This is a genomic window from Erythrobacter sp., assembly GCF_024305245.1.
In the GTDB taxonomy this organism is placed as follows: domain Bacteria; phylum Pseudomonadota; class Alphaproteobacteria; order Sphingomonadales; family Sphingomonadaceae; genus Erythrobacter.
Genome location: NZ_JAMWYX010000009.1, coordinates 93,762 through 106,992, shown reverse-complemented (window position 1 = coordinate 106,992; position 13,231 = coordinate 93,762). Strand labels below are relative to the sequence as shown.

Sequence of the window (13,231 nt, the reverse complement as noted above, 5' to 3'; positions counted from 1 at the left end):
GGCTGCTGTCCATGGCAACTGCCGCTATTCTTCCGGCTCCAGTGGCAGCCGAAGAACTGGCTCTGGGCGCGCCGTTTTCTTCCGGCATGGTCATCCAGCGGGGAGAGCCGATCCCGGTCTGGGGATCGGGGAATCCAGGATCGACGATCAAGGTGACGTTAGGCGACACCGGGCTTGAGGCAAACGTTAAGGCCGATGGCCGCTGGCAGGTCGAGCTGCCCGCAAGAGCCGCAGCTACCGGACTGACTCTGTCGGTCAACGCGCAGGGTAGCGCGGTTCAGCTGCGGGATGTGTCGATTGGAGAGGTGATACTGTGTTCGGGACAGTCGAACATGGTGTGGAAGATGTCGGCTTCATCGCTGCGCCCCGAGGATCGCAACCTCGCAATCGACGAGAATATACGTCTGCTGACTGTGCCACAGGTCAGTTCGCTGGTTGAGGCGCCTAAGTTCGGAATGCCGGGGCAGTGGCTCAAAGCGAGGGATAAGTGGCTCGATTTCTCAGCAGTATGCCTTTTTGCCGGGCGAAAGGTCGCGGAAGAAGAAAAGGTCATCGTCGGCCTTATCAACGCCTCTGTCGGAGGCACACCGATCCGCTCTTGGCTGCCCCGTGAAGGCCTTGCAGTGGCGGGAGGAATGGAAACCCAGCTTGCAATGCTTGATGCCTACCGCCGAGACCCGGCAACAGCGCCCGCGCAGTACGCTGCCAAGGTCAGCGATGTGTGGGAGGGACGGCCTCGCACGGAGTGGGCCCACAAGGCGAACCAGAGCTACGCCAATCTGTTCAACGGCATGGTCGCCCCGCTAGGCCCGACCCGGCTTGCCGGCGCAATCTGGTATCAGGGGGAAAACGAGGCCAACAATGCTGAATCCACGGCGAGATACCGGACGCTGCTTGAGACGTTGATCAAAAGCTGGCGCGGCCGTTTCGGCAGCGAGGTGCCGTTCGTGGTCGTGCAATTGGCCGGTTTCGGCCCGATCTCGGGCGCTGCCGATGATGATGAAACCGCCGCGATCCGCGAAGCGCAGCGGCTGGTCGCACGCGATGATCCATTGACCGAGCTGGTGGTGACGATCGATGTGAGTGAACGCTTGGACATTCACCCGCCGATCAAGAAACCGGTTGGCCAGCGCGCCGGAGCGGCGCTGCTCAAGCTCGCCTATGGCAAGACCGATGCCTATCGCCCACCAGAAGCAATCTCCGCCCGCCGCACAGGAAACGCGGTCGAAGTGGTCGTATCGCATGCGAACGGAGCGCTGTTTGCCGCATCATGGGGGCGCCCCGGGCCGTTCATGTTGTGCGATGATCCTGCGGGCAAGGCCTGCCGCTTTGCCGATGCGCAGTTCTCCGAAGGCGGCGTGACCATCTCAGTGCCGCAGGGCGCTAGTCCGGTGCTGGTGCGATACTGCTGGGATGCTGCCCCAATCTGCAATGTCTTTGATGCGACCGATCTGCCGCTCGGACCGTTCGCGCTGAGTATCGACTGAGCGCAAGTCGCCGCTTGCCTCATAATCGCCTCCTTGCAACCGATCGCCCGGCTGCCGGGGCCAACTGGAGAAAAATTGCATGATGTCACAATTCGACCTGAGCGGACGGGTGGCACTCGTGACCGGCGCCAATACCGGGATCGGACAAGGGATTGCCTGCGCTCTTGCCGAGGCTGGGGCGAATATTGCCGCTGTAGGGCGAAGCGAAGCCAGCAGGACGATTGAAATTGTTCAGGCGCTCGGGCGGCGCTGCGTAAGCTTCAATGCTGATCTGTCCTCGACTGCTCCTGTCCAGAGCCTTGTTGACCATATCATCGCCACGTTCGGCCGTATCGACATACTGGTCAACAACGCAGGGATAATCCGCCGTGCGGATGCGCTGACCTTCTCGGAAGAGGATTGGGACGCGGTGCTCGACACCAATCTCAAGACAGTGTTTTTCCTGTGTCAGGCTGTTGCCAAACATATGGTTGGCTGGTCCAACCAGTATGGGCCGCGTGGCAAGATCATCAATATTGCGTCGATGCTTACATTCCAAGGCGGCATCCGGGTGCCAAGCTATACGGCGAGCAAAAGCGGCATCGGCGGACTGACCAAGCTCATGGCGAACGAATGGGCTGAAAAAGGGATCAACGTGAACGCCATTGCGCCAGGCTATATCGCCACCAGCAATACCGCCGCTTTACGGGAAGATGCGACCCGCAACCGGCAGATCCTCGACCGGATTCCCGAACGACGCTGGGGACTGCCGACCGACATCGGCGGGGCGGCCGTGTTCCTTGCCAGCCCCGCTGCCGACTATGTGCAAGGTCATATCCTTGCCGTGGATGGCGGCTGGCTGGCCCGTTAGGACGATGTGATGGGCGCGGCTGGGACCGATAGGCGTGGGCGGATCGTCAGTTTTGGCGAGGTCTTGCTTCGGCTCGGTGCGTCGTCCCCCGGACTGTTGTTTCAGCAGCCGCAGTTGGAAGCATGTATTGGCGGGGCCGAAGCCAATGTCGCAGTGGCGCTGGCTGGCTTCGGTCATGAGGTCAGTCTGTTAACGACGCTGCCGGACAACCCTATTGGCGAATGGGCGCGGCGTGCATTACTCGCAACTGGCATATCGCTAGAAGCCAAGACGATGTCGAGCAGCCGTATGGGGGTGTACTACCTTCAGCCTGGCGCGATGACTCGACCTTCAAGCGTGACTTACGACAGGGCGCATTCCGCCTTCGCCAGCATCGCGCCCGAGGCCTATGACTGGCCCGGGCTGCTCGCCGGGGCGGAGTGGCTGTTCGTAGGCGGGATCACTGCTGCGCTTGGCGAGCGGGCGCTGGCTGCCTTGCGCAACGCGATTACCGCAGCCCAGGCCGCAGGTGTCAGGATTGCATTCGACACCAATTATCGGCCGACGCTGTGGCGGGGACGTGAGGGCGAGGCTGCCGCGATCCTTTTCGAGCTCTCGTGTGAGGTCGATCTGCTGTTCGCTGGCCGCCGCGCAGTAGCCTTGATGGTGGGTGCGGACTACAGCGACGGCGAACCGGATGAAGGCTTCCACGCCGCGGCGCAAACGATGTTCGCTCGCGCACCGCAGCTGATGCACATGGCCGCGACTCGCCGCAAGGTGCAGTCGAGCGACCGCCAAACCTTGACAGGGCTCCTGGCCGATCGAGAGGGAATTTCAACGAGCCATACCATCGAACTCGGGAACATCGTCGACAGGGTCGGCACGGGAGATGCCTTTGCCGCCGGCGTCGTGCACGGCCTGATCACCGGGATGGAGCGCGCTGCCACTATTCACTTTGCAACGACATGCGCCGAGTGGGCGCATTCGGTTCCTGGCGATTTCCTGCGCGCTTCGGTCGAGGATATTGCGGCGCTTGCGGCTGGCAGCGGGGATGTGCGCCGATGAGAGGACTGATTGCCGTCGTTGCTGTGATCAGCCTTGCGGCCTGTGCGGAAAGCGAAAGCAAGGCTCCGACGCAGCCGACGCAGGCGAGTGACTTCGCCACCACGGCAAGCTGCACCTCCCCTTCGAGCGTGTGCCCGGCGCCAGCTGGATCAAGCCCTATGGCCTCGACGGCCCCGATGCGCGCCCCGATCAGCCAGTGGTGCACCTCGCGTGGGATGACATGCAAGCCTATGCTCGCTGGAAAGGCGGTCGCCTGCCGACCGAGGCGGAATGGGAATTCGCTGCAGCAGCAGGAGGCACAAGATCGGCAAATCAGCCGGGACCGGAAGTGGCTAATAGCTGGCAGGGCGTGTTCCCGGTGGTCAACGAAGGCAGCGACGGGTTCAAAGGCGTAGCCCCGGTCGGCTGCTTTGCGCCCAATGCCCTTGGCCTCTACGATATGGTCGGAAATGTTTGGGAGGTGACCGCCGATTTCTTCCGGCCCAGCCACGATCCTGCCACCAGAGTCAACCCCGAAGGCCCGAGCGAAAACGCCGCCTATGATCCTAGGAATCCGGTTGGACCGAGCCGGGTTGTGAAAGGCGGAAGCTATCTCTGCGCGCCCAATTACTGCCAGCGTTACCGCTCGCAAGCACGCCAAGGGCGGGACCCGGGACTGGGCGCGTCGAATGTCGGTTTTCGGCTTGTGTATGACAGCATGGTCGAATCTGGAGGCAGATGATCATGGAAGCAGACTCCGCATAAGGATCCGTTGCAACGAGCTGCCGTTCCGGATTACAAACAATCGGCTACACCGTGCATGGAGGGCCCCGCCCAAAAGCCGACATGCGGCTTGCCCGATCCTTGGTCGGGCCCCTCCCATTCAGCAAACGGTCCAAAAGCTGCCTTGAGTTCGATCATTCTTTCTGTTGGCCAATTCCGGCCGAGGAGAAAGATGATGGGATACGCACGATACGGCGTCGCTCTGCATGCCCGCACTGCTTGGCAAGCTGGCAAGACCGTGGGCGCGAGGCGACCACACAACCAGAAGCAGATCTCGGCTATTCGCTTTATTCTTGATCGGAAAAGGCGTTTGCGGGTGCTGGAACGCCCAACTCTGGCTAAAATTCAGCGAGACATACCTCTGAAAAGGAGTGCAATTCGCCCTCATGCAGACCAGTACAGTTGCTCTGACAACACCCCTGATAGCCTTCTTGGTGCCGTGCGGTCAGGTCTGCTATCTTCCCGCGCAGCACCTCCGCAGGAGAGAAAAATGAAGTATCGCACGCTTGGTCGAGGACTCGAGGTTTCCGCAATCGGGATTGGCTGCATGCCGATGGTGCATGGCGGCAATATTACCTACGGGAACGATGCGAATCCCGACAGCGCCATCAGGACCATCCACCGCGCCATTGATCTGGGCGTCACCTTTTTCGATACTGCGGAGATATATGGCCCCTTCCAGAACGAGGAACTGCTGGGCGAAGCAATCAAGGACCGCCGGCACAACCTCGTGATCGCCACGAAGTTCGGCTTCCGTTTCGACGGCACCCGTATATCGGGAGTGGACAGCACACCCCAGAACATTCGAAGCGCCTGCGAGGGATCGCTTCGCCGGCTGGGCATCGACTGCATCGATCTTTTCTACCAGCATCGCGTCGATCCTCAAGTTCCCATCGAGGACGTGGTCGGCACGATGGCTGATCTTGTGAACGAAGGGAAAGTTCGGCACCTCGGCTTGTCTGAAGCAGGAGCCGATACACTACGCCGCGCCCATGAAGTTCACCCTATCACCGCTCTGCAGAGCGAATATTCGATTTGGGAGCGAGGAGTGGAAGAGGACATTCTGCCGCTGTGCCGCGAACTCGGCATTGGTTTCGTCCCCTACAGTCCGCTTGGCCGCGGCTTCCTTACGGGACAGATAAGCAGCCGCGACGATCTGCCGCAGGACGATTGGCGTCGGAATGATCCGCGATGGTCGGAGGAGAACTTCGCCGCCAATCTCGAAATCGTCGAGGTGATCCGCTCGGTGGCAGAGCGCAACGATGCCAGCCTTGCCCAGGTCGCGCTAGTCTGGTTGCTCGCGCAGGGCGATCAGGTCGTACCAATTCCCGGCGTCAAGCGCATCGCGACCTTGGAGGATTCAGTGCAAGCAGCTGAGCTTGATCTTCCGTTAGAACAGATCGACCAGATCTCCGCAGCCGTCCCGCGCGGTGCGGCAAAAGGCCCGCGATATGGTGAAGCAGGCATGCGAATGGTGAGACTGTGAGGGCGCTAAATTCACCCGATCCGCCAGGATGACGGCGCTTGGAGGGGAACCGCTAGATCGAACTCCTCGATGCCTGAAGCTCGGAACCGTGTGGTAGATGGGGCTTCTCGCTTTTCGATATGCATCTGACCCGGGCCTAGCGCGGCAGGGTCTCGGCCAGCGAGGTGAAGTCGGTATGGCCGGTCACCGGCAAGACTCGTTCGGCCCACAGCGCATCAATCTGCTCCATGACCGCCTTCGGGCAGCACGCCCACATCGCTGGCGACTTCCTGCACGTCGGTTGGGGTGCGCCTGAATCTCTGAAGGCACCCGGATTTGTCTCATCCGCTGATACCTGGCCTTCGGTCTGATCCTCAACCTCAGGGCAGGCAGGTTGCGCATGTGCGCGGTCTGGCAATGTCGACTGTTCTCATGCCGAACGCTCCAGAAACTGAGCGTACGGTGCAGTTATTTCGCGACATCGTTCAGCGCTTCATGAGTTCCGGACCGTGCGCCGGGGAAAAATCCGGCTAGTTTCGTCCTCCATCATAGTTTCTTCCTGGCGGTGCGCGAAAAGCAAGCAACTCAATGCTCGCCTGATCTCTGGATCTTCGCCCCAACATCAGGCCTGCCTCAAGATCGGCATGCGGCTTCGGACCAGTTGTGCCCGCGTTGTGAGGCTCGGCGAGCCAAACTTGAGTTCCGGTTTCGGCGAGAGAACTGCACTTCAGCCCTTTCCAAAGGAATGACTGCAGAGTCTTAAGACCTTCCGGCAGCTGCCGACCTAAGTTCGGTTGTTCACTTCCGCAAAATTGAAGGTCTGGTTCCGCTGGAAGCCTCCATTTCGCGCTTGGGTTCGCAGGTCGACAGTGCTTATGGCCTGTGGCCGGTGTGAAAGGACAATCTTTTGACGGAACTATGGGGCGCTCGGCAACACCAGTGCGAGTGTCCGACTGATCCACTCGGCATCGATTGGCTTGGCCATCACGATCATGCGCATGTAGAGCGCGCCCGAAGTCGCGGCAAACAGGACATCGGTGTCACAATCACCAGCTAGTTCACCTCGCTTTATCGCCCGCGCGAAAATTGGCGCGACGTCTTCGCGCCGCCGCTCCCACAGTAGCTTCGCCTGCGTGGTGAATTCGGGTTGCACCCGACCCATCAAGCTTGTGGCGATTGCGGCTCGCCCAGTGGAGCTTTCAATGAATACGCCGATTTGGGTGAGCATTGCAGCAAGATCGCCACGAAGACTGCCGGTGTTTTCGATCCGAATCCTGTCGGCCGCGGTTGCCGCCAAGGCATCGCCGACGAGAAACACCGGTTCGGGCCAGCGGCGATAAAGTGTGGCGCGGCTCACGCCCGCTTGCTCGGCGACGCGCTGGAAGGTCACGCTCGCGATGCCGCCTTCCTCCAGCAGCGCCACCGTCGCGGCAAAGATCCGCTCTGTAACATCCGAGGTTCTTCCACCCGGCCGCTTGGTTGCCGCTCTGCGCAGCGGCACTGCTGGCACCCCGCTTGACATGGCATTTCCTTAATGAGACATATGTATCGTTAATAGTGAGTCGCCCAAGGATAGCAAGCGGGATCCCGATCGTGAAAGGGCCCTGCCACGAAAGGGGATACCAAGATGGAAACGGGAAAAGTCATTATTGTCGGGGGTGGTCCGGTCGGCCTCGGTGCTGCGTTGGAGCTTAGCCGGTTCGGTGTGCCAAGCGTTCTGATCGAGAAGCACCCGCGCACCTCGTGGCATCCTAAAACGCGCAACTTCAACACCCGGACAATGGAGATCGCGCGCGGCTGGGGCATGGCCACCTATCATCGGCTGCGCAGCATCGATTGCCCGCCGGGCTGGAAAAGCCCGATCCGGTTCCTCGAAAGCGCCTGCGGCGAGGAGTTTGGCCAGATCGAATCGCTTGGCTTTGAAGGCCCGGGGCCGAACGTTAGCCCTGCTCAACCGACCATGACCTCGCAGGACCGGATCGAGGAAATCATGCTCGCGGCGTTGCGTGCCAGCGGGCTGGTGGATCTGCGGTTTTCGACCGAGGCCGTGCGCCTCATCCGCGGCGGTGAAGACCACGATGCCGACGTCGCGGTAGAGGTTCGCAACCGCCTTACCGGCGATATGGAAATCATCTCCGGCTGCGCAATGGTCGCCGCCGACGGAGCGGCAAGCCCGATGCGCGATGCACTCGGCCTCAAGCTTGAAGGGCAGCGCGCGGTCAAGCAGCTGGTGAACTGCTATTTCCGGGCCGACATCGAAAGCCATATCGAAGACCGCAAGGGTGTGCTGCTGTTCGTGAACAACGAGCAGGCGATCGGGGTGCTGCAACCGCTTGACGCCAATGGCCGGTGGCTGTCCCAGATCAATGTCGAACCCGAACAATTCTCGCTCGAATACTTCACCAAGGAACGCGCGGCTGAGTGGGTCCGCGCTGCCGCAGGAGTGCCCGATCTCGATGTCGAGGTGCTATCGTTGGGGTTGTGGGAGCTCAACGCCACGACGGTCGATCATTTCACCAGGGGCCGGGCAGTGGTGTGCGGCGACGCAGCGCACCAGTTTCCCCCAACCGGCGGGTTGGGCGTCAACGCCGGCCTGCAAGGGATGCACAATGCCATGTGGAAGCTGGCGCTCTACGCGCAGGGCAAGGCTGGCTGGGATCTGGTGGCAACCTATCACGACGAACGCCGCCCGGTGTCGCAGGCAATCGTGATGCAGTCCTTCATCAACGCCTCCAACGTGCAGCGCATTAATGTCGCGTCGGCAACCGGCGGCGACAGTGGGCTTTCCACCGAAGAGATCGTGGCGGAATCGCGCCGATATGGGAACCATCTCGGGGTGGAGTTCGGCAGCTGGTATCGCTCTGAAGCGGTAATAGCGGACGGAACCACGCCCGAGCAGGCGGACGATCCCTATTCCGACTATATCCCGGCCGCGACCCCCGGTTGCCGCGCGCCGCACGTATGGCTGGGGCAGAAAGGCGACCGGCTTTCGACGCTCGACCTGTGCGGTCCCAGTTTCACGCTTCTGGTCGGCCCCGAAGGCCAAGAATGGGAGAGCGACGTCGCTGACGCCCGCCGTATGCTGGGCATCCCGGTTGCCTGCTACCGCGTCGGAAGTGCCGGGTTGCAAGACAACGGCACCTTCCTCGCAGCCTATGGCATTCAATCTGACGGCGCGGTGCTCGTGAGGCCGGATGCGCATATTGCATGGCGTGCTCGGTCCCGCTCGGATGCAGCGCCCTCGCTGTTCACAGCACTTGAGCAGATCCTGCAACGCGGCCCAGCCCCATGAGCGGGCCGTTCACTGTCTCCGCGATCGGCTGTTCGGGTCCGGTCCCGCAGCACTTTGTCAAAGGGTTCGCTGATCATGGCGTAACGCTGCGTATCCTCGCCCGCAGGCCCGAGGCAGTCTGCGAGCAATATCTCTTGCCCGAACCCCGACCGTTTGCTGGCGAGTTTTCCGCAACTCCGCTTAAAACGCATCTAATGCGCATGTTTGCGATGATCCCGTAGAAGACATTGACATGTGATTTTATGTTAAGCGGGGTTTGGGATGCGGGTGCCACTAACTGCAGCCAGATCCTTATTCGCCTAGAAGCTCCCAATCGTCTCAAGCTGCAGACTCTGTTGCTCGCCGATTTGGTCAGCAACAGACTCTGAACGCGATAATGATCGGGAAGGAGTCCCCTCGCTCAATCTACCGCCATGAAATCCCTTTCAATTCTGTTTGACCCAGACGTTCGATGGTAACATTTGGTCAGTTGCCCTAAACAAATGGAGCAACGGACATGGACGACTTTTTTGCAGACATCGACAAGCAGATCGAGAGACTTGGCGGAGGCTGGGCCGCGTATCTTGTGCGCGCTTTGTGGGACCACCCAATGGGATTGGACCGCCAGCTAGTTATCGATGCGGTGCTTGAAGACGCGTTGGACCGGGGCAGGCCGGTCCCGCCATCGTTCGAAGGCACTATCCAGGCTACCTTCCAGCAGCACAACAGCGCCTCGAATGTCTTCCGCGCCTCAGCCGACAGCGACATCTTCGAATTTGTGGGGGGTAAGGGTAGCGGAGTATGGGGCTTACACCGTGCACGCGCTCTTGCCTGGATGGCTGCTAACGGGAGGACATGTGACTTCGAACGGCGTCCTCGAGCAGGTAAGCCGACGTGCGCCGCACGGCGGTCTCCCGAGTGAACCAGGCCATGTAATTCCCCTCGCAGCTGATCCGATCTGTATTGGGTCGAGGCAGGCGCTTTGCGCAAAAGCCGATATGCTGCAGACGTTTGCTTAGCACCTGACAACTCGGTATCGTAACGGGAAACTGCGAGGGGCTGCCGTCCATGCGCCCTGACGTGTTTATGCGGGGCTCGAGCCGCCGCATTATCATCGACACCAAGTATTATGCCAGCGCCCTACAGACCTATCATGGGTCCGAAAGCTTCCACTCGGGCAACTTGTATCAGCTGTTTAGCTACCTCAAAAACGCAGCGGCCAGCGGTCCCAGCTTTGGTCGGGCCGAAGGCATTCTCCTGAATCCAGCAGCAGGCATTCCCCTCAACGAAACGTTCCAAATCCAGGGCCACACTGTCACAGTTCCAACTTTGGATCTAATGAAGCCATGGCGTAACGTTCATGCGCAGCTGCAACAGCTGGTGGCGTGAAGCGAAGGATCGGGCAGAAGCGCAGGCGAAAGGTCTGTGCGCTCCGATCTGCGGTCTGAACGCGAGCAGCGGCCCGGCCGATTCTACGCTGCGCCACCGTAAACAGCCATCCCACAGGATCGTCCGACCCCCGTCGCGGGGCCATTGCACCAAAGCGGCTTCCAGAGCCGCTGCCAAGGCAGGCGTCGATGCATCCCTAGTGGCTTACCTGTTCGAACCATCTTGCCGGCTAATGGCTCGGCTCATGCTCAGTTGATGCCTGATCGAGGATCGAATGTGCGAGCTCATGCATCAACGTTGATGCCTGGCGATGTTTGCTTCGCGCCAAATCGAGCACAATCACGAGCAATCCGTCTGTGGCGAGTTTCATACAGCTCACGTCTGGAAAGAGTACGCCGAAATCAGCCATATTCTCTTGACCTTGCGCGGCGACTTCAACAGCATAGTTGATAAGGGGGCCTAACGTATGAATGCGGAGACGAAACCTGCCAAACACAGCGCTCCTGGGCAATATCTTGGCTATGCCTTGCAGCCAGTGCGGGTCTTTTATCATCTGCTGACAAGCCCGAAAGGCGCTAAGGTATCGCTGGAGTTCAAGGACGACGTTGCGGTCCATCAACCCTCCGGCCAGCTGCTGCTGGAGCAGACCAAGAGTGCGCTCCGCCAAAACCCGGTGTCTGACTGGGCCGGCGATCTTTGGAAAGCGTTCGAGAACTGGCGAGCCATGATCGTCGGCAAAGAGATTGATGCGGGCGCTACCAATTACCGCCTGTATGTGACGCCGCTGAAAAAGGGCGATTTCGTGCAGGCGCTGTCGGCGGCTGACGATGTTGCTACCGCCGAGGCTGCGTTGAAGGTCATTCGGGCCAAGCTGGCGAAACGGAAGACGGTGCCTAGTTGCGCCGAGCATCTCCAACCGTTTCTCGATGCGCCTGCCGAACAACAAACGGCGATCGTGACGCGGTTTGCGCTGGACTCTGAAGGGGCAGATCCCCTCGACGTGATCCGGGCCGTTCTTTTACCGGTCATCAGCGAGAACCAAATCGACATCATCATTAAGTCCGGTATCGGGCAGGCCAAGCAGGCGCTCGACCGTCTCATTCAGCGGGGCGAACGTCCAATCCTTGATGCCGACGCATTCCGGCGCGATTTTCACGCGTTCGTCCGGCAGAACAATATGCCTGGCCTTCTCATGTCGTTCGCCGGTGCACCAAGCGACGACCTGGTGGCCGACATCGCCTCAACTAGGCCGACCTTCATCCGACAGCTCGAGTTCGTCGAAGCTAATGACGAAGAACGCCTGCGTGCCGTCAGCGACTATCTGCGGGCTTCGGCTGACAAGGCCGACTGGGCGGATCGCGGCGTGATCTTTCCAGGCAGCCTCGATACTTGGGATGACGATCTTGTTAGGCGTCATGGCATGATCCGGGGCGATGTCTCGGACCTTCATTCTGACCGGTCCGTGCCGGTTCAGGGGCGGCTAGTCTACCGTCAGTGCGCGCAATACCAGGCCCCGCTGGATGGGCGGGTAGTGCCTGGGCATTTCGTCCACGGGAGTTTCAACGATCTGGCCGATCGCCGTCGAATCGGCTGGCACGCGGACTATGGATCGCTTCTGGGAGAAACCCCTAAATGACGGCCTTTGTAAACACAGACCTCGCCGAAATCGAACTTATCCAGAACCCTGCCATCGGCGCCTATCTCATCTGGAATTTCGCGCTCGGGTATCAGGAGGACGGTGCTGCCGAAGCTGCGCCTTTCCTGCTCGCTTTCCTCGTCCTGCCGATGCTGCTTCATCGGCAGACGTTCGACGCCGTGGCATCGACCAGAAAGGCATCCGGCCTAACACTTTTCGCCGCTAAATTCGACCGCGAACGGGAGGTCCTAGTTCAGCTTCACTCGCGCGCGCGTTTGCTCAGGCAGCTCAGCCTCCAGTCGATAGGCGTCGCATCGACATCTCAACTCATTCGCATCGACCATGGCTCCGCACTGCTGCACGGATATCCACTCGATCTTTTCGATGTGAAGAAGCCCTCCATTCCTGAACGGCTGAAAGGATTTTCGAGCGCCGCCGACAAGATCGGCTACTGGTTTTCCAAGCTCGGACTTCCACAGATCGCCTCAACCTTGAGGATCGACTTCTAATGTATTTCCAGCTCCTCAAGTTGATCCTCTGGCCACGTACCGATGAAAAACCCCGCGAGCTGGATTTCCTTCCGGGTGTCGTGAACGTCATCAGCGGCGCGTCGAAGACTGGAAAATCTGCGGTCATTCCGATCATCGACTATTGCCTCGCCTCCGACAAATGCGCGATCCCAGTCGGCGTCATTCGCGAGAATTGCAGCTGGTTCGGCATCGTGATCGACACGGTTGAAGGGCAGAAGCTGCTCGCGCGCCGGGAGCCCGGGGATCAGCAGAGCACCGGCGACATGGTCCTGATCGAGGCTGACACAATCGAGATCCCGCACCGGATCGAGGGAAAGGACACTACCCAAGGTAACGTCAAGAAGGTGCTCGACAGGCTGGCCGGCCTCACCAATCTCGGTTTCGAGCCCGATTCCGACGCCGCCTCGCAATCGCGTCCGAGCTTTCGCGATCTCATGGCGTTTACGTTCCAGCCGCAGAATATCGTCGCCAATCCCGACGTTATGTTTTTCAAGGCGGATACCAGCGAGCATCGCGACAAGCTAAAGACGATTTTCCCCTACATCCTGCAAGCCGTGACCGCCGAGGTTCTTCAGGCACGCCATGAGCTTGACCGGTTAAACCGTATTTTGCGGCGCCGTGAGATCGACTTGCGCGCGCTTGTGACGGCCGGAAATGCATGGAGGCTGGAAGCGACGTCTTGGATCCGTCAGGCCATCGAATTCGGGCTGCTGCCGCCAGATTAGGTAATCCCGACCGACTGGCCCGACATCGTCGATCTCCTGCGTGAGATTGTCGCGTCCAATAGCGACGCGGCA

At 60.1% G+C, this 13,231-nt stretch carries 12 protein-coding genes; 10 read left to right on the top strand and 2 right to left on the bottom strand.

All coding sequences use genetic code 11. The features are described 5' to 3' along the window. Positions 1–11 precede the first annotated feature (11 nt). The 5 genes from Q0L48_RS12885 to Q0L48_RS12865 all read left to right on the top strand — a co-directional run bounded on the left by Q0L48_RS12885 (position 12) and on the right by Q0L48_RS12865 (position 5,629). Positions 12–1,487, top strand: a complete 1,476-nt coding sequence (locus Q0L48_RS12885) for a sialate O-acetylesterase (protein ID WP_296721583.1) — start codon at positions 12–14, stop codon at positions 1,485–1,487. A gap of 79 nt (positions 1,488–1,566) precedes the next feature. Beyond that, positions 1,567–2,337 (top strand): 2-dehydro-3-deoxy-D-gluconate 5-dehydrogenase KduD, encoded by a 771-nt coding sequence (gene kduD / locus Q0L48_RS12880; protein ID WP_296721581.1) that lies wholly within the window; start codon positions 1,567–1,569, stop codon positions 2,335–2,337. Between the two features lie 9 nt (positions 2,338–2,346). Further along, the gene (locus Q0L48_RS12875) at positions 2,347–3,381 is read left to right on the top strand and encodes a sugar kinase (protein WP_296721579.1); all 1,035 of its coding nucleotides are present in this window, start codon (positions 2,347–2,349) and stop codon (positions 3,379–3,381) included. Between the two features lie 130 nt (positions 3,382–3,511). Next, positions 3,512–4,102 (top strand): SUMF1/EgtB/PvdO family nonheme iron enzyme, encoded by a 591-nt coding sequence (locus Q0L48_RS12870; RefSeq protein WP_296721576.1) that lies wholly within the window; start codon positions 3,512–3,514, stop codon positions 4,100–4,102. A 531-nt stretch (positions 4,103–4,633) separates the two neighbouring features. After that, complete coding sequence (locus tag Q0L48_RS12865; protein WP_296721574.1) at positions 4,634–5,629, top strand: aldo/keto reductase; 996 nt, start codon at positions 4,634–4,636, stop codon at positions 5,627–5,629. Positions 5,630–6,524: 895 nt separating this feature from the next. Here the strand turns inward: Q0L48_RS12865 and Q0L48_RS12860 are convergent. Beyond that, on the bottom strand, positions 6,525–7,130 hold the full coding sequence (locus Q0L48_RS12860; RefSeq protein WP_296721571.1) for a TetR/AcrR family transcriptional regulator: 606 nt from the start codon (positions 7,128–7,130) through the stop codon (positions 6,525–6,527). A gap of 105 nt (positions 7,131–7,235) precedes the next feature. Between Q0L48_RS12860 and Q0L48_RS12855 the strand changes: the two genes are divergently transcribed. Together Q0L48_RS12855 and Q0L48_RS12850 are read left to right on the top strand one after the other, a co-directional pair. Then, entirely contained in the window at positions 7,236–8,900 is a 1,665-nt protein-coding gene (locus Q0L48_RS12855) for an FAD-dependent monooxygenase (protein ID WP_296721569.1), read from the top strand. A gap of 1,047 nt (positions 8,901–9,947) precedes the next feature. Next, positions 9,948–10,268 (top strand): hypothetical protein, encoded by a 321-nt coding sequence (locus Q0L48_RS12850; RefSeq protein WP_296721567.1) that lies wholly within the window; start codon positions 9,948–9,950, stop codon positions 10,266–10,268. Between the two features lie 229 nt (positions 10,269–10,497). On the opposite strand, the gene Q0L48_RS12845 is transcribed toward Q0L48_RS12850, so the two are convergent. Next, entirely contained in the window at positions 10,498–10,677 is a 180-nt protein-coding gene (locus tag Q0L48_RS12845; protein WP_296721566.1) for an ImmA/IrrE family metallo-endopeptidase, read from the bottom strand. 57 nt (positions 10,678–10,734) lie between these two features. Between Q0L48_RS12845 and Q0L48_RS12840 the strand changes: the two genes are divergently transcribed. Genes Q0L48_RS12840 through Q0L48_RS12830 form a run of 3 tightly spaced genes read left to right on the top strand, consistent with a single transcriptional unit; the run spans position 10,735 to position 13,159 of the window. Continuing rightward, positions 10,735–11,904 carry an ABC-three component system protein gene (locus tag Q0L48_RS12840; RefSeq protein WP_296721564.1) on the top strand — a complete coding sequence of 390 codons (1,170 nt, stop codon included), beginning with the start codon at positions 10,735–10,737 and terminating at the stop codon, positions 11,902–11,904. After that, the gene (locus Q0L48_RS12835) at positions 11,901–12,413 is read left to right on the top strand and encodes a three component ABC system middle component (protein ID WP_296721563.1); all 513 of its coding nucleotides are present in this window, start codon (positions 11,901–11,903) and stop codon (positions 12,411–12,413) included. The genes Q0L48_RS12840 and Q0L48_RS12835 overlap by 4 nt, the downstream gene beginning before the upstream one ends. Beyond that, positions 12,413–13,159: a hypothetical protein gene (locus Q0L48_RS12830; protein WP_296721562.1), complete on the top strand. Its 747-nt coding sequence runs from the start codon at positions 12,413–12,415 to the stop codon at positions 13,157–13,159. The genes Q0L48_RS12835 and Q0L48_RS12830 overlap by 1 nt, the downstream gene beginning before the upstream one ends. Positions 13,160–13,231: the final 72 nt, after the last annotated feature.

Excerpts from the sequence above, each read along its gene's own strand:
- Q0L48_RS12885 (WP_296721583.1), top strand. The coding sequence starts at position 12 with ATGGCAACTGCCGCTATTCTTCCGGCTCCAGTGGCAGCCGAAGAACTG.
- Q0L48_RS12845 (WP_296721566.1), bottom strand. The coding sequence starts at position 10,677 with ATGGCTGATTTCGGCGTACTCTTTCCAGACGTGAGCTGTATGAAACTC.
- Q0L48_RS12835 (WP_296721563.1), top strand. The coding sequence starts at position 11,901 with ATGACGGCCTTTGTAAACACAGACCTCGCCGAAATCGAACTTATCCAG.
- Q0L48_RS12830 (WP_296721562.1), top strand. The coding sequence starts at position 12,413 with ATGTATTTCCAGCTCCTCAAGTTGATCCTCTGGCCACGTACCGATGAA.
- kduD (WP_296721581.1), top strand. The coding sequence starts at position 1,567 with ATGATGTCACAATTCGACCTGAGCGGACGGGTGGCACTCGTGACCGGC.
- Q0L48_RS12840 (WP_296721564.1), top strand. The coding sequence starts at position 10,735 with ATGAATGCGGAGACGAAACCTGCCAAACACAGCGCTCCTGGGCAATAT.
- Q0L48_RS12865 (WP_296721574.1), top strand. The coding sequence starts at position 4,634 with ATGAAGTATCGCACGCTTGGTCGAGGACTCGAGGTTTCCGCAATCGGG.
- Q0L48_RS12855 (WP_296721569.1), top strand. The coding sequence starts at position 7,236 with ATGGAAACGGGAAAAGTCATTATTGTCGGGGGTGGTCCGGTCGGCCTC.
- Q0L48_RS12860 (WP_296721571.1), bottom strand. The coding sequence starts at position 7,130 with ATGTCAAGCGGGGTGCCAGCAGTGCCGCTGCGCAGAGCGGCAACCAAG.
- Q0L48_RS12875 (WP_296721579.1), top strand. The coding sequence starts at position 2,347 with ATGGGCGCGGCTGGGACCGATAGGCGTGGGCGGATCGTCAGTTTTGGC.
- Q0L48_RS12850 (WP_296721567.1), top strand. The coding sequence starts at position 9,948 with ATGCGCCCTGACGTGTTTATGCGGGGCTCGAGCCGCCGCATTATCATC.